The 20,637-nt window shown below is 43.9% G+C and carries 24 protein-coding genes; 8 read left to right on the top strand and 16 right to left on the bottom strand.

What is annotated here, in order from left to right; translation table 11 throughout:
* Position 1: 1 nt before the first annotated feature.
* From AB4405_RS12890 to AB4405_RS12880, 3 genes are read left to right on the top strand one after another with little or no spacing between them, the layout of a single operon-like run.
* A complete protein-coding gene (locus AB4405_RS12890) occupies positions 2–937 on the top strand; it encodes an ABC transporter permease (protein ID WP_372061316.1) in 936 nt (311 codons plus the stop codon).
* Entirely contained in the window at positions 934–1,743 is an 810-nt protein-coding gene (locus AB4405_RS12885) for an ABC transporter permease (protein ID WP_372061168.1), read from the top strand. The genes AB4405_RS12890 and AB4405_RS12885 overlap by 4 nt, the downstream gene beginning before the upstream one ends.
* A complete protein-coding gene (locus AB4405_RS12880; RefSeq protein WP_372061167.1) occupies positions 1,718–3,100 on the top strand; it encodes an ABC transporter ATP-binding protein in 1,383 nt (460 codons plus the stop codon). Before AB4405_RS12885 ends, AB4405_RS12880 begins: the two co-directional genes overlap by 26 nt.
* Positions 3,101–3,164: 64 nt before the next feature.
* Here AB4405_RS12880 and AB4405_RS12875 read toward each other — a convergent pair whose 3' ends face one another.
* From AB4405_RS12875 to AB4405_RS12865, 3 genes are all read right to left on the bottom strand, one after another.
* Positions 3,165–3,707, bottom strand: a complete 543-nt coding sequence (locus AB4405_RS12875; RefSeq protein WP_372061165.1) for a peptide-methionine (S)-S-oxide reductase — start codon at positions 3,705–3,707, stop codon at positions 3,165–3,167.
* A gap of 409 nt (positions 3,708–4,116) precedes the next feature.
* Positions 4,117–4,689, bottom strand: coding sequence for a sugar O-acetyltransferase (locus AB4405_RS12870; protein ID WP_372061164.1), 573 nt, complete (start codon positions 4,687–4,689; stop codon positions 4,117–4,119).
* A gap of 129 nt (positions 4,690–4,818) precedes the next feature.
* A complete protein-coding gene (locus AB4405_RS12865; RefSeq protein ID WP_372061315.1) occupies positions 4,819–5,091 on the bottom strand; it encodes an antibiotic biosynthesis monooxygenase in 273 nt (90 codons plus the stop codon).
* A 307-nt stretch (positions 5,092–5,398) separates the two neighbouring features.
* Between AB4405_RS12865 and AB4405_RS12860 the strand changes: the two genes are divergently transcribed.
* A complete protein-coding gene (locus AB4405_RS12860; RefSeq protein ID WP_372061163.1) occupies positions 5,399–6,031 on the top strand; it encodes an SDR family NAD(P)-dependent oxidoreductase in 633 nt (210 codons plus the stop codon).
* A gap of 99 nt (positions 6,032–6,130) precedes the next feature.
* Here AB4405_RS12860 and AB4405_RS12855 read toward each other — a convergent pair whose 3' ends face one another.
* The 7 genes from AB4405_RS12855 to AB4405_RS12825 form a co-directional block, all read right to left on the bottom strand.
* Positions 6,131–6,427: a Dabb family protein gene (locus AB4405_RS12855; RefSeq protein ID WP_372061162.1), complete on the bottom strand. Its 297-nt coding sequence runs from the start codon at positions 6,425–6,427 to the stop codon at positions 6,131–6,133.
* A 34-nt stretch (positions 6,428–6,461) separates the two neighbouring features.
* Positions 6,462–6,881 (bottom strand): GFA family protein, encoded by a 420-nt coding sequence (locus AB4405_RS12850; protein WP_372061161.1) that lies wholly within the window; start codon positions 6,879–6,881, stop codon positions 6,462–6,464.
* 106 nt (positions 6,882–6,987) lie between these two features.
* Positions 6,988–7,320 (bottom strand): YnfA family protein, encoded by a 333-nt coding sequence (locus tag AB4405_RS12845; RefSeq protein WP_102532876.1) that lies wholly within the window; start codon positions 7,318–7,320, stop codon positions 6,988–6,990.
* A gap of 104 nt (positions 7,321–7,424) precedes the next feature.
* Positions 7,425–8,039, bottom strand: a complete 615-nt coding sequence (locus tag AB4405_RS12840) for a LysE family translocator (RefSeq protein WP_372061158.1) — start codon at positions 8,037–8,039, stop codon at positions 7,425–7,427.
* Positions 8,040–8,081: 42 nt separating this feature from the next.
* Positions 8,082–8,546: a GNAT family N-acetyltransferase gene (locus AB4405_RS12835; RefSeq protein WP_372061157.1), complete on the bottom strand. Its 465-nt coding sequence runs from the start codon at positions 8,544–8,546 to the stop codon at positions 8,082–8,084.
* A 121-nt stretch (positions 8,547–8,667) separates the two neighbouring features.
* Positions 8,668–8,943 carry a putative quinol monooxygenase gene (locus AB4405_RS12830; RefSeq protein ID WP_372061156.1) on the bottom strand — a complete coding sequence of 92 codons (276 nt, stop codon included), beginning with the start codon at positions 8,941–8,943 and terminating at the stop codon, positions 8,668–8,670.
* 227 nt (positions 8,944–9,170) lie between these two features.
* Positions 9,171–9,551, bottom strand: coding sequence for a nuclear transport factor 2 family protein (locus tag AB4405_RS12825; RefSeq protein ID WP_372061155.1), 381 nt, complete (start codon positions 9,549–9,551; stop codon positions 9,171–9,173).
* 239 nt (positions 9,552–9,790) lie between these two features.
* Between AB4405_RS12825 and AB4405_RS12820 the strand changes: the two genes are divergently transcribed.
* Positions 9,791–10,267 carry a peroxiredoxin gene (locus AB4405_RS12820; protein WP_372061154.1) on the top strand — a complete coding sequence of 159 codons (477 nt, stop codon included), beginning with the start codon at positions 9,791–9,793 and terminating at the stop codon, positions 10,265–10,267.
* Between the two features lie 248 nt (positions 10,268–10,515).
* Here AB4405_RS12820 and AB4405_RS12815 read toward each other — a convergent pair whose 3' ends face one another.
* Positions 10,516–11,448: a LysR family transcriptional regulator gene (locus AB4405_RS12815; RefSeq protein ID WP_372061153.1), complete on the bottom strand. Its 933-nt coding sequence runs from the start codon at positions 11,446–11,448 to the stop codon at positions 10,516–10,518.
* 138 nt (positions 11,449–11,586) lie between these two features.
* Here AB4405_RS12815 and AB4405_RS12810 point away from each other — a divergent pair, with 138 nt between their 5' ends.
* Together AB4405_RS12810 and AB4405_RS12805 are read left to right on the top strand one after the other, a co-directional pair.
* Positions 11,587–13,557 carry an alkyl sulfatase dimerization domain-containing protein gene (locus AB4405_RS12810; RefSeq protein WP_372061151.1) on the top strand — a complete coding sequence of 657 codons (1,971 nt, stop codon included), beginning with the start codon at positions 11,587–11,589 and terminating at the stop codon, positions 13,555–13,557.
* Positions 13,558–13,637: 80 nt separating this feature from the next.
* Positions 13,638–14,162 carry a hypothetical protein gene (locus AB4405_RS12805; RefSeq protein ID WP_372061150.1) on the top strand — a complete coding sequence of 175 codons (525 nt, stop codon included), beginning with the start codon at positions 13,638–13,640 and terminating at the stop codon, positions 14,160–14,162.
* A 15-nt stretch (positions 14,163–14,177) separates the two neighbouring features.
* On the opposite strand, the gene AB4405_RS12800 is transcribed toward AB4405_RS12805, so the two are convergent.
* Genes AB4405_RS12800 through AB4405_RS12790 form a run of 3 tightly spaced genes read right to left on the bottom strand, consistent with a single transcriptional unit; the run spans position 14,178 to position 16,126 of the window.
* Positions 14,178–14,492, bottom strand: coding sequence for a DUF1330 domain-containing protein (locus tag AB4405_RS12800; RefSeq protein WP_372061148.1), 315 nt, complete (start codon positions 14,490–14,492; stop codon positions 14,178–14,180).
* A 12-nt stretch (positions 14,493–14,504) separates the two neighbouring features.
* Positions 14,505–15,131 carry a putative quinol monooxygenase gene (locus tag AB4405_RS12795; RefSeq protein ID WP_372061146.1) on the bottom strand — a complete coding sequence of 209 codons (627 nt, stop codon included), beginning with the start codon at positions 15,129–15,131 and terminating at the stop codon, positions 14,505–14,507.
* A 53-nt stretch (positions 15,132–15,184) separates the two neighbouring features.
* The gene (locus AB4405_RS12790; protein WP_372061144.1) at positions 15,185–16,126 is read right to left on the bottom strand and encodes an NADP-dependent oxidoreductase; all 942 of its coding nucleotides are present in this window, start codon (positions 16,124–16,126) and stop codon (positions 15,185–15,187) included.
* Positions 16,127–16,243: 117 nt separating this feature from the next.
* Here AB4405_RS12790 and AB4405_RS12785 point away from each other — a divergent pair, with 117 nt between their 5' ends.
* Positions 16,244–17,161, top strand: a complete 918-nt coding sequence (locus AB4405_RS12785) for a LysR family transcriptional regulator (protein ID WP_372061142.1) — start codon at positions 16,244–16,246, stop codon at positions 17,159–17,161.
* Positions 17,162–17,442: 281 nt separating this feature from the next.
* Here AB4405_RS12785 and AB4405_RS12780 read toward each other — a convergent pair whose 3' ends face one another.
* Together AB4405_RS12780 and AB4405_RS12775 are read right to left on the bottom strand one after the other, a co-directional pair.
* Positions 17,443–18,753: a DUF1501 domain-containing protein gene (locus AB4405_RS12780; protein WP_372061141.1), complete on the bottom strand. Its 1,311-nt coding sequence runs from the start codon at positions 18,751–18,753 to the stop codon at positions 17,443–17,445.
* Positions 18,750–20,453, bottom strand: coding sequence for a DUF1800 family protein (locus AB4405_RS12775; RefSeq protein ID WP_372061140.1), 1,704 nt, complete (start codon positions 20,451–20,453; stop codon positions 18,750–18,752). Before AB4405_RS12775 ends, AB4405_RS12780 begins: the two co-directional genes overlap by 4 nt.
* Positions 20,454–20,637: the final 184 nt, after the last annotated feature.

Here is a 20,637-nt window from a genome sequence, read left to right as displayed (position 1 = left end):
GTTGTGGTCACTGATTAGGAACCGCCTCACTCAACTCATCTTGGTCACGTGGGGAGTAGGCTCGCTTACCTTTATTATGATGCGCAGCCTTCCTGGTGATATGGCACACCGTATCGCGGCGGGACGATACGGCCAAGATAACGTGGACTCAGCAGCAGCGGAACTCGTTCGGCAAGAGTTAAATCTTGATCAGGGGTGGTTTAGCAGCTACGTCGATTGGATGGCGGACTTATTGCAATTTAACTTAGGTCACTCTTTAGTCAGTGGCTTGCCTGTCAGTGAGGCAGTACAGCATCAGCTAGGACACTCATTAATACTCGCAGGCGTTGGTATTGCCTTATCAATAATGATCGCTCTGCCGTTAGGGACGTTATCGGCCCAAAAAGAGGGGCGCTTTAACTCACTGGTCGTCTGGCTTTCTACATTCACAAAGGCAATGCCAGTATTTATTCTCGGTTTAGTTATGATTCTCATTTTTTCAATGGAACTCAAGCTATTACCTGTTGTTGGATTTGGCACTTGGCAACATGCCGTTCTTCCAAGTTTAACGCTTGCGGTCAGCTTAGCCGCCGTGTCAAATCGAGTCGTTTTTAACAGTGTTCGCCACGTTTTACGCTCGCCATTTTACTTATTTTCGAGAGTGAAAGGGCTACGAGAGAGGTCTACTTTTTTTCGTCACGGCATCCGTAACATGGCCGTTCCAGTCGTTGCATTTATTGGCATTCAGTTAGTCAGTGTCATCGAAGGGATCGTTATGATTGAATCGCTGTTCTCATGGCCAGGCATTGGGCATGGGTTAGCGCACGCGATTTTTGCACGAGATATTCCAATAATTCAAGGTTGTGCATTTTCCATGGGCGCGCTATTTGTTGCCCTAAATACCGTTGTCGACGTGATGTGTTACTGGATTGACCCAAGAGGCCAACAAGAAGAATGATGAAGATACTTAATTTAAATCAAAAAGTCGGCCTGTTTCTTTTATTCGGTCTGTTTACTTTTGCAGCTCTCGTGAGTTGGTTGTCCCCTTACACCATAGGTGAGCAAGCGCTCTCTCATCGCCTGATGGCGCCAAACGCAGAACATTGGTTTGGAACCGACCAATTCGGCCGGGATATGATGACTCGATTGGCCAGCGCCATCACCCTGTCATTTACACTTAGCGTGCTGTGTTTAGTCAGCTCTGCCACGCTTGGTATCGTACTTGGCGTTGGTTCTGCTTGGGCAGGCGGTCGTGTAGAGAAAATTCTCGAGATTATCGTCAACATTGTATTAGCGCTGCCGGGGTTGGTATTGGTCTTGATGTTGGCCGCCATTGTGCCAGGGTCATTTTTTATTATGTATTTGGCGATATCACTCGTCCTATGGGTGGAATACTACCGGGTTAGCCGAGCCATCACTCGAACTCTAATGAACAGTCCTGAGCGACAGGTTTCCTTAATGATGGGGTTTGGAAAATGGTATCAGTTTAAGCGCCATATTTGGCCGGCGATCGCCCCTTCGGTTTTCACAATGGCCGCATTTAGTGGCGCAAACGCCATACTCATGATGGCATCACTTGGCTTTGTTTATGTCGGGATACAGCCCCCTCTAGCGGAACTCGGTTTGATGACTGTCGAGCTTTTCCCATTTTACAGCGAAGCGCCATGGGTGTTGGCACAACCATTATTGGTGGTCGCGCTATTGGTACTTGGGTTTCACTTGTTAGCAGGAGGGAGTCATGAATCTCTTAATTCAACTGACTGATTTATCCATTTATACCAAAGATAGCGTGCTACTTGAGCCCTTGTCATTAAAATTATATCAAGACAAGCCATTAACCATTCTTGGTGAAACAGGTGCTGGTAAAAGCTTACTGGCTCAGGCGGTGGTAGGCCTATTACCTAGCGAGTTATCTCAATGCGGTAATATTCAAGTATTTGGCAATCATCATGACCGCCATTCATTAATGAACCTATGGGGCAAAAAAATCACCATGCTGCCTCAAGAACCATGGCACGCGCTCGACCCCTTAATGCCTAGCTATCAACAGGTATCGGAAGTGTACGAATGTTTACATAACGAAAGTGAAGAGCAAGCGTTTCATCATTCCATGAGTGAGCTCGATAAAGTAGGATTAACAGACAGCGCATTTAAGCGCCCCGGTCAGCTATCTGGCGGTATGGCGCAACGCCTAGCCGTCACGGCAGCAACAGCGGGTGGTGCAACGCTGATATTAGCCGACGAACCCACCAAAGGTTTAGACGTAAATCGCCGTAAAGACATTGTCCATCAACTTCTTAACGCCGCCAAGGGAGGCGGTTTGCTGACAATTACCCACGACATCGATGTCGCCCGCCAAATTGGTGGTGATATCATCGCAATGAAAAAAGGAATCGTGGTCGAAATGGGCGGCGCTGAACAAATACTCAATGACCCGCAACACGATTATACTCGATCCTTGATCAACGCAACGCCAAGAAACTGGGACGAACGAGCGAAAAGTTTTGATGAGAATACGCCTGTTTTGCAGGTGAGCGACTTAGTGATTGGCCGAAATAAACAAGCATTATCCAAAGGTATTGATTTCACCATTCATGCAGGTGAAGTCGTGGGGATAATCGGTGACAGTGGTTGCGGAAAAAGCACCTTAGGCGACACCTTACTTGGGTTACTGCCTCCAATTGATGGTCTGGTGAGCAAAAAAAAGACAAAGGCAAAACCTTATCAATGGCTAAAACTTTTTCAAGATCCACCCGCCGCGTTTACATCCTGTGTGTCTTTGGGGGTATTATTAGAAGACCTCATTACCCTCCACAACATAGATCGCAGTAGAATTACGCCTTTAATGTCGAAGCTAAATCTGGCGCCTGAATTATTAGAACGTAAAAGCGATGCCGTGTCCGGCGGTGAGTTGCAACGGTTTGCGATTTTGCGAGCATTACTACTCGACCCTGTATTTTTGTTTGCTGATGAACCAACTTCACGTCTGGATCCTGTCATTGCGAAGGAAGTGACCGATTTATTGGTCGATTTAGCAAAAAAACAAAACTGTGCATTACTTCTTGTCAGTCACGATCCTCACCTGATAGAAAAGCGATGTGACACGGTCATCAGCTTATAATCAATAAGTAGCGACCCAAAATAATAAGGCCAACGCGAAAAATACTTCGCGCCTGGCTTTTAGCTCAATTATCTTTTTCATTTTTCAATTCTAAACATAGCGTTATTTTTTCATCATTAACTTGATGCTTGAAGCGAGCGAGAAGTAGTCGTAATTTGGGGTGTATATACGTTTTACAAAAAGGCTTATCCGGCGAATTATATAAGTAGTGCTGAAATTCATCTTTATTAGCCTTAAATGCATAAAATGGCAGCACTTGGGTGATAATGGCTTCATCAAAATCACTTTGTAAGACGCCGACGATATTTTTTGCTTCTTGATTTTGATTGTCATTATAGGTGTATATTGCCGAGCGGTACTTTTCCCGCATAGAGTGGTTAGATGTGGACGCATGCGTATGCAAATGTATCTCGATTAATGTCTGCAAAGAAATCACAGATTGATCAAAATAGACTTCAATAGCCTCAGATAATGCCGCGTGATCGTCAATTGAGGCTATCCAACCTTGCTTCACCTCTTTAATACCTGTCAGTGATTCGAACACGCCTTCGGTACACCAGTGGCACCCACCGCCTAACCCTATCTTACTGACGTTTTCATTTTGCATTTAGGGGTACCTTTCATCACTATTGAAGCTACGTCAAATGACTCATGTTACAGAGAGCAGTACCCAATGGCTTCGAGGAAAGTGACAAGTGTAGCCATTCGGAGCTATCTACAGGTAATCTTGATGCTCTATTTCTGCCTTCCCAAAACCTCCTATTGGTGCTACCTCAGTCACTTTGATATTGATTCTCGTCCACGAAGAAGAGCAGCCACTAGCGATTGGTTTGGTTACTAATAGCGATTGGCCTAGCTGCTAATAGGGTCCGGCGCAATACGTCATGTAGCCATAACCTTCTGAAGCATGCTGATAATCTGCCGATAGGTGCTCGGCAAGTCATTTGCCTTGGCCTGATGGAATCGCTGAATCATCTTCTGCGGTAAGCACTGCGGCTAAATCTGCTTTCAGCCAATTATGGACTATCTGCCGCGGATGGTGACGTGTCAAGAATACGGATCACTTTTGCTGGCATACCCCCAACTAACGTGTCTGGCGGGACATCTTTCGTTACCACGGAGCCCGCAGCAATCACCGAGCGAGCACCAACCGTTACCCCCTGACAAATGACCACGTTGCCGCCGATCCATACATCATCTTCCACGATGATCGGTAAACACGTTATTTCCCAATTCCTGCGTCGCTGATGGTCTAAAGGATGTGTTGGCGTATAAAACTGTGTGCTAGGACCAATGAGCACATGGTTACCTATCGTGATTGGCGCATTATCTAACATCGTCACTCCCATATTAATAAAGGTGTCGTGGCCGATTGAGATAGTTTTGCCGTATTCACATAAAAAAGGCGGGCACACCACGCTGCGCTCACCGACATGAGCAAACAACTGTGCGACATAAGGTTTGGCGGCTTCAAACTGTCGCTGATTGATCTTTTGTAGAAGATCAAACGCCGTATTTCGAAGCGCATCAAACTCTGAACTTTGCGCGTCATAATCCATGCCCAAGCACATCTTTTCAAATTCATTCATCTGCTAACTATGCCTCTTTTGTTGATATCTCATTGTTGCTGATATGCCATTGTAACGACGGACAAATAAGCGAATGGCATGTATCACTATTCTCATTCATCACGCGTCGATAGTATAAGCAATGCTAATTTAATTGTGTTTCGCTAAGCTATCTTTTGGCGTTTCATCGCGCCTATCCATACCGTAGTCACGTATCACGCCTGCCACTCTTAATCTGTAATCTTGAAACACACCACCACGCCCCTGCCTCTGAGCCAATCGATGTGCTTCAAGTTGTCTCCACTGCTGAATCGCCTCTTCGTCACGCCAAAATGATAGCGACAGCACCTTGCCGTCATTAGTTAAGCTTTGAAAACGTTCGACTGATATAAAGCCATCAATTTCTGTCAATAACGGCTTTATCTCGTTGGCAATATCTAACTATTCCTTTGTCTTACCTTCGGCTACTTGAACCTCAAAAATCACGGCAATCACATGTCACTCACTATAAACGTAAAGAAACCATTGTATTGAACGCCAATAATATATTGATGATTCATAGCAAGAAACTAATCATCAATGCACCAGATGGTAACTCGCAAGCCTCTAAGCATCATCATCCGCCAGATGTTAAACATATTTATTCAGCAAATCTCACCTTTATTGCTAGCTATTCTCATTTAAATATGTAAATTATTATCAATATCATTAGTAACAGTGTGGAATATTTATGAATAACATCGCGATTTGGGGTGCCGCTAGTGGGCTTGGGGCAGCTATGGTTGATTACTTTTATAATCAAGGTTTCAATGTCATTGCTATCGCAAGAAACCCAAGTAAGAACGTGACCTTATCTCAGCGCCAGATCACCGCTATTTCTTGCGACGCCACCATCAAAGAGCAAGTGCAAGATACGATTGAGAAGCTACCGGATCACACCGTAAACATCTCCACTATGGGAAGCTTTCACTCTGACAACCCTGTGGACTATATAGGACATCGATATCTAATCGATACCCTAGAAACTAGCTTGTCTAGGCGTTTATTACTGATCACCTCTCTTGGGTGTGGGGATTCTTGGAAATATCTTTCCGACCGAGCCAAGATTGGCTTTGGTAGCGCGGTGCGAGAGAAAACACTGGCTGAAGCCTGGCTTCAAAGCAGCGCACTAGAATATACGATTTTACGACCTGGCGGGTTGAAAGACGGCGCACCGTCTAATCAAGGGCAAATCTCACAAGAGATAGAGGTTCATGGCACGATTTCACGAGGAGAAGTCGCGAGATTAAGCCATAAATTACTCTCTAGCAGTGACGCGGTAGGACAAATCTACCAATGCATTGATCCGAGTTTGGCTAGCTAGCTCTTCAAACTCATGGTGGGGAGTATGCCTTACTCTCTGCCTCAATAGCTCAAATGAATAATTCGTTTCATGTTCATTTATCCCTCTACTTTGGTCTTTTTACACTTGATAATCAAAGACCAAAACATCTTCAAGTAATGGACGAAATACTTGTTTCAATGCCTCGTGCTCTGGATGAGGCAGGTATCGCTGCCTCGCATCTTCGCCTGAAAACGTCATAAAGACAGAATGCGTATACCCTTTATTTTTACCTTCGGGGCTGTCATTCATCCCCCATTCCACTGAAACGACGCCCTCAATTTTGTCGGGCATTGATTCGAATAAACCTTTCAGGTGTTCAATATCAAGTGGCTTAGCGGACTCTTTAAATTTAATCAGCAATAAATGTCTAATCATCTGGCGTAGTCCTGACGGTTGCGTCGGTCTAAATTCATGACACTTTATCCGAGAAGTAAGCCATGATCTCCTCAGTCGTCATTTCTTTGGTTTCGTTAGAAAAACAGTAATAACTCGGACGCGCATCGCTAAAATATTGCATATCCATCTCCAACCCTTCTAAATTGGGGAATAGACCGACGGGCATGTTGTACTCCCCCGTTTCCTTAAACTTATAAAACAAATGGGTGCCACATTCGCTACAAAAGCCGCGAGACGCCCAAGCTGATGACTCAAACATTTTGACGTTATCACCGCCGGCGGTGCTCACTTGAGTGCCACATTTGACCGCAAAAAAAGGCGCACCACCCCAAGTTCGGCAGGATTGACAATGACAAACCGTAAACTTAGGATTCACCTCTTGCGCTACGATGGTCACTGCCCCGCAAAGACACTGAGTTTCTAAACTAGACATAAATCCTTCCTCTATAGATGACAATGTATCACTTCACGCCCTTTTGCATGTCGCGCCTTGCCATTTAAGCCAACCTGAAGGTACGAAGAAACGTTGTTCAACGTGATTAAGCACTCTTCGGGGCGAACATAATAATAGCCATGCCAATCAAAGCGACTGAACCGCCAACCAAATCCCACGTCGTAGGCTTCTCTCCATCAACGACCCAGAGCCATAACAATGCGACCGAAATATACACGCCCCCATAGGCGGCATAAACGCGACCAGTGGCGGTAGGATGAAGTGTCAGCAACCAAGCGAAAGCGGCAAGACTCAAAGCAGCCGGTATTAACAGTAATATGCTCTTATCTTGTCTCAGCCATAGATAAGGCAAGTAACAGCCTACTATTTCAGCAATAGCCGTAATAACAAAAAGGCCAACGGTTTTAAGTTCAAGCATGAAATCCCTTAGATAATGGGTATGTGGTTTTATCGCTTTATTGCTTTATTGCTTTACTGCTTTACTGCTTTACTGCTTTGCCAATATACAGGTCTACCGCTTTATCACTGGCGACTCACTAATAAATTAACACCGGATAACGCTAAGAACATGGCACAGCCCTTGTTAAAGCGTTTTGCTATCTCTGGCTTTGAGAACCAATGCCTCAGATATAAACCAAAGGAAGCATAGAGCGTGACGGCCAACATTTCCAAAACTAGAAACATTCCGCCCAAAATGAAAAATTGCTCATTCACATTACCAGAGACGTCTACGAATTGAGGCAAAAAAGCAGTAAAAATCAATATAGCTTTGGGGTTGCCTGCTGCTAAGACAAACTCTTGTTTAGCGAGTCCAACTCGATTTTTGTTACGCTCTATTTCTGTGACAGGGCTAGATTTAGAACACCATAGATTTAAAGCAATCCACAATAAGTAAATCGCACCCGATAATTTAATCAGAAAGAACAGGGTCTTTGATGTATAGAGAACGACAGCTAACCCTGACGCTGCCAACACTATCATGGCAGCGAATGCGGTTAAGCGCCCCAGTCCAGCAAGGCAAGCGGATTGAAAGCCATAGCAACGTGCATTATTCATCGATAATAGGTTATTCGGGCCCGGAGTCATATTAAGGGCAAAACACGCAGGGATAAAAATAAGTAGTGTCCATACTTCCATATTGTTTCCTTAAAAACACTGACCGACCAAACTGTCGAGTTATTATGCTTGAGGCTTCAAGGCTAAACAGAGTTCTAGCTCACTATTGTCAGCCAAACGCCCCGTTGGGATAAACCCACACTTCACATAGAATCCTTCTGGGCTATGTACACCAGTCACTACGCTTGTGTAAAGTCTAGAGACTCCAAATTCACGAGACAAGGCTTTGCTTAGCAATTTTAATGCCCTACCACCATAGCCTTTAGATTGCTGCGACTTATCCAGCATCATTCGCCACAACGAACATTTACCCAACACCTTATCTGCATTAACCAATATAAAGCCAACCGGATTATTATTGACATAAATTCCCCTAAACCAAGGACACGTCATAAAGTTAGCTTCAGCCAAAGAGACCGCATTGCTATCAACGTAATTGGCTTGCTCCGCAGCCACTTCGAGTAAACAGATCTCATAGAAGTTATCGAGATTAATCGTTCTGAGTTCAATGTTCATCATATCCACCATCTGTTAACACCATCGATTGGATTTAGGTAGCAACCACACTTCATGACTTCCAGTCGCCACTAGTGTGGCGGACACCAATCCAATAGCACGAGATGGTACGTATGTACCATTATCTCGATTGTCATTCGCGAAGTTCATAAAACCGTTCCACGTTTTTTGTAACCGCGCCCCAATTCGATGCGCCGACACGTTGTTGATGGCGATTGAACGCCGCTTTATCCATGAATTCTTCGTAAACATCAAAACGAGTGGGATCGGTTTGACATTGAATGACATCAAAAACAAGGCAACCGTCTTCTTGAAGCGTGAGTTGTTTATGAATATCAAGTGCTTTGATGACAGCCGAAAGCTCGGTTTTAGGAACAATAATGTATCCCTCGAGTATTATTTTGGACATGTTTCTTCTTACCTGTTTAATGCTGTATTAAATTGCATGAGAAGTTACTGGATACAAAGTAACTGGACGCTATCACCTTGCACCGTCAACACTAAACTTACTGCAACTAAAAATGCGAGGCACCGCGAACAAACTTGAATCTCGGTTGACTTTAATGGTTAATGGTTAAACGTGCTCTTTTTCCATAATGCCAAAACAAGCATCAAAATAAACACAAAACCTCGACCTTATTCACACACTATATCTACCCATTGTGAGCGCCATGCTTGAGCTTTCATTGGATCAGGCCAAAACTCTTTTTGGTTTCTAATTAAGCCATTTTCAACCGTATGAAACGTTATCGCACGCGCGACTTGGGTACCATCCGTTATCGACACATCCGTTACGACCTCAGTGCCGTTCGATACGATTGAATTAATTTCAAATTGCCAACTACCGGTTGCTGGATAATAACGGTTTATCGCAACAAAATTAGCTCGGCCAGTGACAAGCTCCGAAGATTGAGGCCAGTAACCTTCAAAATCAGCACTTAACCACTCGCTTGCTTTTACGAAATCATTGCGTTTCATTGCATTCCAGAATTCGAGAACAATTTCCTTTGAGTCCATATTTCCCTCTATGTCGTTAGCACGCATTAGGATGTAAATAACACCTCCAAGCTAAAGTCATTGTGCCATAAACACGCTGCCTGGCCTAAAATGAAGCCAGATAACTGCCTGGAAACTCACCTATAAATGCTTTTAAAGTGGGTTATTGGAAAACGAGTAATCTCCTTAGTTTCAATGGGTGGTTTGTGCATGCTTTAGTCGCTAAACTGTTTAATACGAATACAACAAGGAAAGTCGATATGATTCAGAAAGGCCAAACATTGCCAACAGCATCCCTTAGCGAACTTGCTGATACTGGAATATTAACCCACAACACCGATGAACTATTTGCAAACAAGCGCGTAGTTCTCTTCGCGGTACCAGGCGCATTCACACCAACGTGTTCAGAGGCACATTTACCTGGGTATGTTGTGTTGGCGGATGAGATTAAAGCAACAGGCATCGATATTATCGCGTGTGTCTCAGTAAACGATGCGTTCGTGATGCAGGCATGGGGCGAGGCACAAAATGCCAATGAGATTATGATGCTGGGTGATGGTGACGCCAGCTTTACCAAGGCTCTCGGTCTTGAGATGGACACTGCCACTTTCGGCGGTATTCGCTCACAAAGGTACGCCATGGTAGTAGATAACGGCGTCGTGACACAGTTAAACGTCGAAGAACCAAAGAAGTTTGAAGCCAGTAAAGCCGAAACTATCTTAGCGACGTTGAAGTAAGTTTAAGTCCATAATGGTTCAGACACGCTTTTGGGCAGCCCCTTTAGCGTGTCACTTTCTAACCTATCTAAATTGGGTCGCCATCCTTGCGATAACGAGGATTGCCCATCACGTGTAGACTCACTTAAAATACAAACGAATTACCCAAGAAGAGGCTCACAACGCACAGATGAAGGTCCCATTTTTCAAGGGGATCACGATTGTTTGGACTTGTGGGAGCAGTAGCGTGCCAGAATCGATGACTGAACTTAAACATGCTTATAGTCATCAAGAAACACCTGCACATTTTGCGAAATCGAGAAAATTTTATCTCTCAGCCAGATATGAGCAGGATCATCGTTGAGCTTTTTAGGCCAGATTAAAAAGGTGTTCATTATAATATGGTCGAATGGAGGTTTAAATATTTGCAATTGTAAACGCTCTTTGAACTGTAGAGCCAGTGATAATGGTATAACGGTCAAACAGTCTGACTGACTACATAACATCAGATTACTGAACAGTGTTCTCCCATGATAACTCACTTGACGTTGTGACAAATCCACTTCGGTATAGTGCGTTAAGCTGTATTGGCGGTTTCGTTTTCTTTCAAGTAATGCATGCTTTTCTTTCATATACTGCTCAAAATCCAAGTGCCCTTGAATACGCGGGTGATTCTGACTACATACCACGACAAACCTATTCTGCAGCAATTTCTGGCTCACTAGATTGGGCTGTTTAGCAGGTAAGATATCGATCAGCAAATCAAACTTTTGTGATAGTAGATCACTATACATTTTGTCTTCTTCTGACGGCTGATCATACACCTCTAAGGTAATCCCCTCTGGTGTATTATCGGCAAATTCATCCATTAGCACCCATTGCAAGTGCTCGGGAGAGGTAATGACAAACTGTCTTTTAACTTGCTGTGGGTCAAATGTTCCAAGTGAACGAAAGACTGAGTTAAGTTGGCTAATTGGTGCTTGGATTTGTTGAAATAGACTAACGGCAAAACTGGTTGGCTCAATGCTGCGTCCTTTACGTTGATAAAGATCCTCTCCCAATTGTTTTGACAATCTCGCCATCGCTGTACTAATCGTTGACTGATTCGTGTCTAAAAAATCGGCTGCTTTACTTAGACTGCCCTGCTCCATTACCGCTGAAAATACCGCCAACAGGTTTAAATTTGGAATGTCGTTGTTCATAGTCATCACCTCATGTTATCGATGATTATATCGTAATTACGATACTTTGAAATCATAAAGCATCGTAGATAACAATTATTCAAGTACTTACTATTGAGGACAAGATAATTTACTGCTAAGACAAAGGTCTTTATTACTATGGCAAATACATTAAAAAAGATGGCGTTACCGGTTGCGATTGCCGGTATTCTATTTACGTCTGGTTGCAATGATACAGCGTCGGTCACTGAAGCGACTTCAACTGCCGGTCAAGAACTACAAACAAGTAGTGCAGCTCAATACCAAAACGTTGACATGGACGCTCAATACAACGATGGCGTACTGTTTGAACATGCTTCAAATCTTTTTTGGGGTAAAGGCGAGCGTATTAAAGTCCTTTGGGAAACCGGTGATTCTCTAGCACACATCAAAGAATCAGAGCACGTTCATCCTAGCCTGACAAAGCATGGTCGTAAAATGGACCAAGCTATGATTCAAGTCGATCACAATGTCTTTATGGCTTATGGCTTTGGTCTTGATACGCCGGTAATGATTGAAGGGGACGATGGCATCATTGTTATCGATCCAGGCGAATCTGTACAAATGGCGGCATCGGCAAAAGAGCAGTTCCGCAAAGTAACAGATAAGCCAGTAAAAGCCATTATCTACACCCATAACCATATTGACCACATCGCTGGTGTTCGTGCTTGGGCAACAGATGAACAAGTCGCTTCTGGTGAAGTAAAAATCATTGCACAAGAGACCCTTACTGCAGCTGTAGCAAACTGGTCTTCTAACCTGGGTACATTGTTTGGTCACCGCACATCTTATACCGGAGCTAAACACGTACCAGAAGGTGAGTTCGGTACCGTTAACGATGGTCTTGGTCCTCGCTTTATGCAAGGTGATATTTCGTTCATCGAACCAAATCTAGAATTCAAAGATCGTCTAGACATTACGATTGCTGGGGTTAAGCTTGAGATCGTCCACGTACCGTCTGAAACGGCAGATGAGCTTGTTGTCTATTTACCAGAGCAAAAGATCCTGCACGCTGCTGAAGTATTACAAGGTGAAAACTTCCCTAACCTGCATACTATCCGTGGTACTAAGTTCCGTGACCCATCTGTATGGTTCAAGGGCATTGACGTAATGCGTCAGTTTGATACAGAAATCATGATAAATTCACATGGTCGCCCGGTTGAAGGCAATGAAGCGGTAGCAAGTGTTCTAACGGCTTATCGTGATGCGATTCAGTTTACGCACGACCAAACGATTCGTTACATGAACAAAGGAATGACTCCTGACGAGTTGGTTGAAGTCGTTAAGCTACCGAGTCACCTTGCAGAGCATCCTTGGTTAGGTGAACACTACGGTACGGTTGCGCATGCTGTGCGTCAGATTTATGTAGGTTACAACGGCTTCTTCGAAGGTGACCCGTGGCAACTAGAACCAATGGCTCATGCTCAACGCGCCAAAGCATTCGTAGAACTTATGGGTGGTCGTAACAATATCATGACAACAGCGCAAGCTGCGATTGACGCTGAAAACCATACGTTTGCAGCAGAAATCCTAACGTACGTTATCCGCGTAAATAACGAAGATATGGAAGCTCGTTCAATGAAAGCTCAAGCTTATAAAGCATGGGCAGCGAAACAAGTGAACATAAACTGGCGCAACTGGGCACTGAATGCTGCTTCTGAACTAGAAGGGACACGTGACTTCTCTAACATGATCAGCTTCGCTTCAGTTGATGTCTTGACTGCACTGCCTACTCAACAAATCTTTGAAATGATGACCTCAACACTGATTGCCGAACATACGCTTGATGTGAATATGTCTCTTGCTTATAACTTATCTGATACTCAAGAATCGTTTACCGTTGAAATTCGTAACGGCATTGCTCAATTGCACGAAGTTTCTCTTCCAGACGCTGACATTGAAATCGATACGACACGTTTAGTCCTGAACGAAATCTTGATGGCTGGTCCAAATGCACAACAAGCCATTGGTAAAAACCTTCAATCGGGTGAGTTTAAGTTTGCTGCAGGTAGCATTCAAGACTTCGGTCAATTCATGAGCTACTTCGATAAGGCAATGTCTCCAGAAGAGATTATGCTCATCGTTCGTTAATGAGTCTCATCGTTATTATATTCAACTTTTAATCGCTGTTGAGAAAGGGACCGAAAGGTCCCTTTTGTTTAAGGAACCCTATGTTGAAACATGTTTATTTTCTAATATCATTCGTCTTCTCGGCATCGGCTTTTGCTTGTGGTATTCATCAGAGCACTGGATTTAGTCTTGTGACTGAAGAAGGATCTTTAGATGTGTTTGCCAGTGTAATTGACCTGAGACAATCAAACGAACTCAACAACCTAGAAAAGCCAGACCATTTTCGATTGTATAGTTTCAAGTCTGCGCTACAAAAGCCATCTGATTTCACCAAGTTAAACTTCTCACTTTTTGAAGCCATCAAAGGCCATTACAGTGACGTTTACATCGGTAATACAGCACTAGTCACTGGAAAAATGGCGTTACCTACTGAAGATGAATTAATCGTAATCACAGAACTCGACATTCTTGATGGCCTCGCTAACGGCAGTTTGAGTTGGGAAGACGCATTAGATAGAAATTTAGTCAGAGTTAATGGTCCCACGGAACAAGTAGAGCAAATTAACCTATGGTTCAATGATTTATTCCCAGCGTCTTTTGGCAGTGGATTAGTGAATAGCCACTGACTTAATAGACGCCTTTTAGTTAGACGGAACAACCAACTTGTCTACAATGTAGCAATCTATATTCGTAGTGGCAGCAATACGTATCCGTTTTGCATCACGATATTCTACGTCATTATCCCACGCCAACGCCGACTCTCGACTTGGGAACTGAATGATCACTTTCATTTGTAAGCATCGACCCGACATTGTTTGACCTTCATTTGTTGCGACTAAAATCTCACCACCATGCTTTGCAACAGTATTGGCCGTGACATGATTTAACCCCGGATTGTATTGCGCATACAGCTCTTCATCCGCAATATCATAATTAACCACATAATAAACCGTCATTATTATCTCCAATCAGCCTGCTATTTGAGTAACAAAGTTCATGTACTGGTTCATATCACCCACAACGGCTTTCTCCATCAACGCCCCTGTTACTTTTGAATAAGGCTGATTAAAGTGGATATCCCAAACATCCGATTCTTTTCTCCAGTGTTCGTACACTGCTAACGTGTCATCACTGCCATTAACAGTGTACAAATCAAACAACAGATTACCGGCCTCGGTACGAGTGTGTTCAATATGCTCCTCGAATTGAGCCATTAGCGCTTCACGGTGTTCTACTTTTAGTTTGAAAATGAAGAAAATATTAAATTTCTCATCGTCTTTATCTGCTTGCTTCAATGCAACAGGGGCAGGGGCAGTTTCACCAAGGTTCAAAACCATCGCAGGTTCAACCAAAGCTATTTCTGTTAATTTGATGAGTTTTTGAGTGTATGACTGCTGTAAGTGCGAATCCAAAGCCTCTTGATCTACCCAACGGTCATAAGCAAAAAACAAATTAGCATCTTGGTTATCGACGTAGATTCGCATCTCCACACTACCGGCTTCTTGGCGACTCGCCTGTTGGTTCTCCAATAGCACTTTTTGAAATTCATCTTTATAGTCAGGCTTTACTGTGAACTTTAAAATTTGGTTTATCATGATTTTGCACCCTATCAGGTTTTTAAAATTAATATCAATAACTTAAAATAAAATTAAACCGTTACAATAACTTTACCAACCGTTCGACCAGTTTCAACAGCGGTGTGCGCCAGAGCTAAATCTTTAAACTCAAAAATTTGCGATACGTGCGGTTTTATCGAGTTATTTGCGAGCATTTCAGCAATCTTTGAAGCATCTCCACCGTTAGACTGAACAAGAAGCGGAGTAATCGTTAAATTTGATTCAAACGAGGTTTTTTGCATACTATCTGAAGGTTCTCGAATCGTAATTGAAACGAGTTGCCCACCAGAACGTAGCACTTGCAATGATTTTTCAGCATTTTCTGGGCTCACTGTGTCAAAGACTAAATCAATGTCATGAAGTACTTTTTCAAAGTCTTGCTCACGATAATCAATGTGCTGGTCTGCACCAAGAGACATCACAAAATCCTTATTGCGAACAGAACTTGTTGAATAAACAACTGCGCCCATTTGTTTGGCCATCTGAACGGCAAAGTGACCTACACCCCCAGAGCCAGCGTGAATAAGAACGTGATCACCTTGATTGACCCGACCATTTAATGCCTGATAGGCCGTCATCGCTGCAAGTGTGGTTGCTGCTGCATCGATAAAGTTGATGCCTTCAGGCATTAATGCGAGATGTGATTCAGGAGAGGCAACATACTCCGCATACGCTTTACCATTTCCCGGGAAGTTCACCATGCCAAAGACGTTATCACCAACTTTGAAATTAGTGACGTTTGCTCCTGTCTCAATCACTGTGCCCGCAATGTCCCACCCTAAAATGACTGGACGCTCTTCACCATACAAATCAAGTAACGCTTCTTCTGCATACTTCACTTTGGTATCCGCAGGATTAATGCTGATGGCTCGAGTTTCTACTAGTACTTCATTGTCTTCAATTCTTGGCTGCTCTACATCGTGCAACTGTAGGTTTTCAATGCCGCCTGCTTGATGAGTAATAATTGCTTTCATTGGTTGGTCTCCATTAGTGAACTCGTCAATGAGTATATACATGCTATTATTTGGTATCATCTGGCGATTTAAGGAAATACTATCCTTAAATTTGGGATTAACTAAAAGGCAAATGACGTGAATTTTGATCTAAAAACCTTAGTGTTATTCTTACGGGTTGTAGAAATAGGCAAAATTGGGCGCGCTGGCGAAGACTTTGGGTTGTCAACAACTAATGCCAGTCAAAGAGTCCAACAGTTAGAAGCAGAGCTGGGCGTAAAACTGTTCCACCGCTCAACAAGAACCATCACTTTGACTCATGACGGTGAAATATTTTTACCTCATGCAAGGCGTATTGTTGACGATGTTGAAGAGGTGGCAAATGTCTTCAAAGGTAGTGAAAGCAATGTTCAAGGGCGATTAAAGGTGGCGGTATCTGCTTCATACGGCCGTCACTACATTGTTCCCTTTATCCCTGAGTTACTCGAGTTGTATCCTAATCTTGAATTGGAAATTGATTTTAACGACAAAACCGAGGATTTGATCGAGCATGGTTACGACTTAGCCTTCCGTATCGGTAACTTATCTTCAAGTAACCTATTAGCACGGCGCTTGGCTGACAATCCTATTACGTTAGTCGCTTCACCAAGTTATATTGAAAAATATGGTACGCCCAAAAGCCCCGAAGATTTGCTTAAGCATCGATGTTTACCCTTAGGTCACGCCGTAGATTGGGCGTTTATGGATGTTGATGGGAAAGTCCAAAAGGTATCTGTAGCAAACCCAATATCTTTAAACTTGGGGGATGCGATCAGTGATCTAGTGGAATCTGGTATGGGGATTGGTATGGCCTCTTACTGGCACGCAGGACCTTCATTAAAATCTGGTCAAGTGGTTCAAATCCTTCCTGATTATAAACTTTTGAATGACACGAAAATTTGGGCAGTACGGCCACCCGGCAGAATTTTACCCGCTAGGGTTAAGGTGTTTTTAGACTTTATTGAAAAAAAAATCATCAATACCAATAAAGTGAGGTACGAGGATTTGCTAATGTAATTTGGCTCTTATCTAGTGCACAACTATGACTATTTTCTGAGACGCATTAAAATGCAAATGAGCGAGAGCCACTCTCCCTTATTTAGAATTGGACTGCGACATCTTAGTTCATCACTCTCTAACCGACCCCAAACTGGGTCGGCGTCCTCATAAAAACCAGATTCACCCAATACGGCGAACGCACTTAAATTTAAAGCCAGTGATAGGAATCAACTCACAACACGCTGATAGAAATCCCCTTTTTCAAGGGGATGATGGTTATTTTTGAATTTTAGGAGCAATTATCTCAAGAACCCTAAATCTTGTACTGAGAAATTCGCTAAATTTGGAAAGATATAAGCCATTGCACTATCACTCTTCACTCCCATCCATTTCGCGATTGTCGCACCAATTTGATCAACAGAGGTTGTTGGAATCATTCGCCCTTTGTTGAAATCATTTTCTCCATCAAGGATTAGCGATGGCCACTGTCCGTATAACTGTCCACTATTTAACGCGCCCCCCATCACAAGGTGGTTACTGGCCCAACCATGGTCAGTTCCGGTACCATTGCTTGCTAAACGTCGACCAAAATCAGACATTGTCATTGTTGTAACTTTATCATCCAACCCTGACGTTTCCATTGATTGATTGAACGCGGCAAGCGACTGACTCAAAGCGCTCATCAATGCTGCATGGTCATCCAATTGGTTGGCGTGTGTATCAAAGCCACCTAAGCCGACAAAATAGACTTGCTTTTGATGCCCAAGTTGATCGCTCGATTTGATCAATCTCGCTACCGTATGCAGCTGATGACTTAGCGAAATATCAGGGAAATGCCCTTCCTCTGGCACAGAATCAATCGCCGATGCTAACGTATCTCGAATAAAAATCGAATCATCTTTCACACGATCAAACTCTCGCCCAAACGCCGTCTGCGGGGATAGACTCATTACCTGATCAAAGTTCTTACGACGCTGCCCGTTATTGATGGCATTCACTTGAGGCAGTGATGACGCCTTAATAAGGTTAGCACTATGATCGCTGCCATTCAGCAGCTGAGCATACCCATTTAGACTAAATGTTGGGCTAATGGCGTCAGTATCGCTACTCAGCACATCCATCAATCGTCCCGCCCAGCCTAACGTTGTTGTACTACCAGACCAACCGCGCTGCCATTCGGCTTGTTGGGAATTGTGAGAGAATAAAAAGGGTGGCATCGCGTGCGTTCCACTATCTAATCCCGCTTTTGTTGAAGGTTCTATTAATACACCACTGTTCGCAATGGCGACCATTTTTCCACTGCCAAAAAGATTATGAACGTCAACCATTGATGGGTGTAAACCCAATGTCAGATCTGATCCCGTATTCAATGATAAAGGCAATAATGATGCTTGTGGGATGGCAATATCCGGACGAGCAGTCACGTACTCATCATAGTGTGCATTATCATTGGGCACCAACATATTAAAGCCATCATTACCGCCAAATAAAAACACACAAACCAGGGCTTTGTAATCATTATTTGGCAGTGCATGTGCAGAGCCGGTCCCCATCATCGAGACAATCGGAGTCGAGGCCATGGCCGCTAGCAGTTGACGACGTGAAATCATTGGGCTAACTCCTCAATATGGAACTCTTGACTAGTCACGACAATATAGAGTGCATTGCGGACTTTTAAGCTTTGCTGCGTATCGCGAAGGTCATCTAATCCTTCTAATACGATGGCTCTAAGCGACTCACTCATTCTTTGAGAAAGCAGGCGCTTCTCAATCTCATCGACCAATGCCGGGTGGTCATTGGCGATCGCTTCTAAAGACGCGGTATTAATGACAATGCGATTAGGGTTATCTTCTCCCTCGTAATCTGTTCTCCCCGTTGCTGCCCAGAGCTGATTATTAGTGAGGATAAAGTTGTTCCAACTCAGGATCTCAAATTCTGGCGCCACGTCATTCACGGCAGATATTTCGCCATTTGGGGCGTAATTTGGAGAGAAGAAATTGAACACACTTGGCGAACCAAGCGGAGACTGTCCGTATGATCCAAACGTATCAATGGAGTTATGGAAGCGCCCCGAAGGATCGGCTGATTTCGCCTCTAAAGCGCGGAAAAAATTAGTCATCACTATCAATGGCTCTTTCATCTTAACGGGCGACCGATCACCGCCGCTAAGGGCTTCGCTATCCGTTAGAACCCCGCGGATTACCGCTTCAAGATCGCCTCTTACTCCTTCACCATTATCAGCGAACAACGCACTAACTCGGGCAACATAAGCTGGAGACGGATTCGACGTCACCAACCTTTGGATAAGATGCTTACTGATCAATGGAGCCGTATTTGGGTGGTTAAGCAACATATCCATCGCTTGCGCCATATCTTGCTCGGCGGTTTGTCCCTGTGCAAATACCTCGCCCATTACGACCTTTTCTTCGTCATCATGATGCTCCGGATAAGCGACCATAGGCAAGAACCAATTCCCATCTTTAGACCCCCACGATGGCTTGCTCTTCTCGGCGATGTGCCAACCGGTGAATACGCGTGCAAGATTTTCAATATCATTTTGCGAATACGTTGGAATCCGCTGCCCTTGGTTATCAAGCTTCTCTGTGCCATCTGGGTTTAATTCATACAACCCAATGCTGAACAATTGCATCACTTCACGTGCATAGTTTTCATCAGGGTAGCGATTACTCTCTGGCTTGGCCTTTTGATTCGCCATCATGGACAAGTAATCGCCCATCGCGGCATGAAGCGTCACTGATTCAATCAGATCACGATAATTGCCAAAAGCATGGGTAATGAGCATGTCGTAGTAGTCGGTCATTTCTAAGGCTCGACCATTCAAGCTAGCGCCATACCGTGAAATCACGAAAATTTCACTCAACGCAAACGCGACACGCTGTCGTAATTGATCCGATGCATTCAGGCTAAGGTCCCACCATACAGCCACGCGATCGGATTGGTTGTAGCTGTCTTTCCCAGGTTCCAGTGGGTACGCTTTAAGACGTGTTGAATGCAGACTTGGGGCCATAGAAAACTGCTTATCTAGCCAACTCTTATAGCCCAAGTTTGTTAATTTCTGATAGGAATCTGGCTGGGGCCCAAATGTCGACCGATAGAGAAGATCATAACGCTGATCTTGTGTCAGGGAGGTTGGGCCAGGGGTAATAGGAGGCTGAACGTCACCGTTACCCTCTCCGCCACATGCTGAGAGCAGTGAAATACTAAGGAAGCATATACTCAGCTTGAAGCCACTGTGCTTTAACATTGGAAACAACTCAGAAACCTTATTCTGTAAACGATTTTTTTGCACACTAACGAAGATCATCAGTCCCAGCAATCTAACCCAATATAAACTGTGCGATGGGTTCACGTTTACCAGGCTTTCGTTTGCCAATAAGTCACGACCAAACTTAGATCCCCAAACTTCAATGATGCGAGTGAATATGTAGATATGAGGTACATCAGACGCTTATTGAATGAAGCTTTGCCATAAT

It is taken from the genome of Vibrio sp. 10N.261.51.F12 (genome assembly GCF_041471725.1).
Lineage (GTDB): Bacteria > Pseudomonadota > Gammaproteobacteria > Enterobacterales > Vibrionaceae > Vibrio.
Note: the sequence above shows the minus strand (reverse complement) of the source record. Positions and strands in the feature narration are given on the sequence as shown.

Bases quoted from the DNA above. Each gene is read 5' to 3' on its own strand.
- AB4405_RS12885 (WP_372061168.1), top strand. From the start codon at position 934: ATGATGAAGATACTTAATTTAAATCAAAAAGTCGGCCTGTTTCTTTTA.
- AB4405_RS12880 (WP_372061167.1), top strand. From the start codon at position 1,718: ATGAATCTCTTAATTCAACTGACTGATTTATCCATTTATACCAAAGAT.
- AB4405_RS12875 (WP_372061165.1), bottom strand. From the start codon at position 3,707: ATGCAAAATGAAAACGTCAGTAAGATAGGGTTAGGCGGTGGGTGCCAC.
- AB4405_RS12870 (WP_372061164.1), bottom strand. From the start codon at position 4,689: ATGAATGAATTTGAAAAGATGTGCTTGGGCATGGATTATGACGCGCAA.
- AB4405_RS12860 (WP_372061163.1), top strand. From the start codon at position 5,399: ATGAATAACATCGCGATTTGGGGTGCCGCTAGTGGGCTTGGGGCAGCT.
- AB4405_RS12855 (WP_372061162.1), bottom strand. From the start codon at position 6,427: ATGATTAGACATTTATTGCTGATTAAATTTAAAGAGTCCGCTAAGCCA.
- AB4405_RS12850 (WP_372061161.1), bottom strand. From the start codon at position 6,881: ATGTCTAGTTTAGAAACTCAGTGTCTTTGCGGGGCAGTGACCATCGTA.
- AB4405_RS12845 (WP_102532876.1), bottom strand. From the start codon at position 7,320: ATGCTTGAACTTAAAACCGTTGGCCTTTTTGTTATTACGGCTATTGCT.
- AB4405_RS12840 (WP_372061158.1), bottom strand. From the start codon at position 8,039: ATGGAAGTATGGACACTACTTATTTTTATCCCTGCGTGTTTTGCCCTT.
- AB4405_RS12835 (WP_372061157.1), bottom strand. From the start codon at position 8,546: ATGGTGGATATGATGAACATTGAACTCAGAACGATTAATCTCGATAAC.
- AB4405_RS12830 (WP_372061156.1), bottom strand. From the start codon at position 8,943: ATGTCCAAAATAATACTCGAGGGATACATTATTGTTCCTAAAACCGAG.
- AB4405_RS12825 (WP_372061155.1), bottom strand. From the start codon at position 9,551: ATGGACTCAAAGGAAATTGTTCTCGAATTCTGGAATGCAATGAAACGC.
- AB4405_RS12820 (WP_372061154.1), top strand. From the start codon at position 9,791: ATGATTCAGAAAGGCCAAACATTGCCAACAGCATCCCTTAGCGAACTT.
- AB4405_RS12815 (WP_372061153.1), bottom strand. From the start codon at position 11,448: ATGAACAACGACATTCCAAATTTAAACCTGTTGGCGGTATTTTCAGCG.
- AB4405_RS12810 (WP_372061151.1), top strand. From the start codon at position 11,587: ATGGCAAATACATTAAAAAAGATGGCGTTACCGGTTGCGATTGCCGGT.
- AB4405_RS12805 (WP_372061150.1), top strand. From the start codon at position 13,638: ATGTTGAAACATGTTTATTTTCTAATATCATTCGTCTTCTCGGCATCG.
- AB4405_RS12800 (WP_372061148.1), bottom strand. From the start codon at position 14,492: ATGACGGTTTATTATGTGGTTAATTATGATATTGCGGATGAAGAGCTG.
- AB4405_RS12795 (WP_372061146.1), bottom strand. From the start codon at position 15,131: ATGATAAACCAAATTTTAAAGTTCACAGTAAAGCCTGACTATAAAGAT.
- AB4405_RS12790 (WP_372061144.1), bottom strand. From the start codon at position 16,126: ATGAAAGCAATTATTACTCATCAAGCAGGCGGCATTGAAAACCTACAG.
- AB4405_RS12780 (WP_372061141.1), bottom strand. From the start codon at position 18,753: ATGATTTCACGTCGTCAACTGCTAGCGGCCATGGCCTCGACTCCGATT.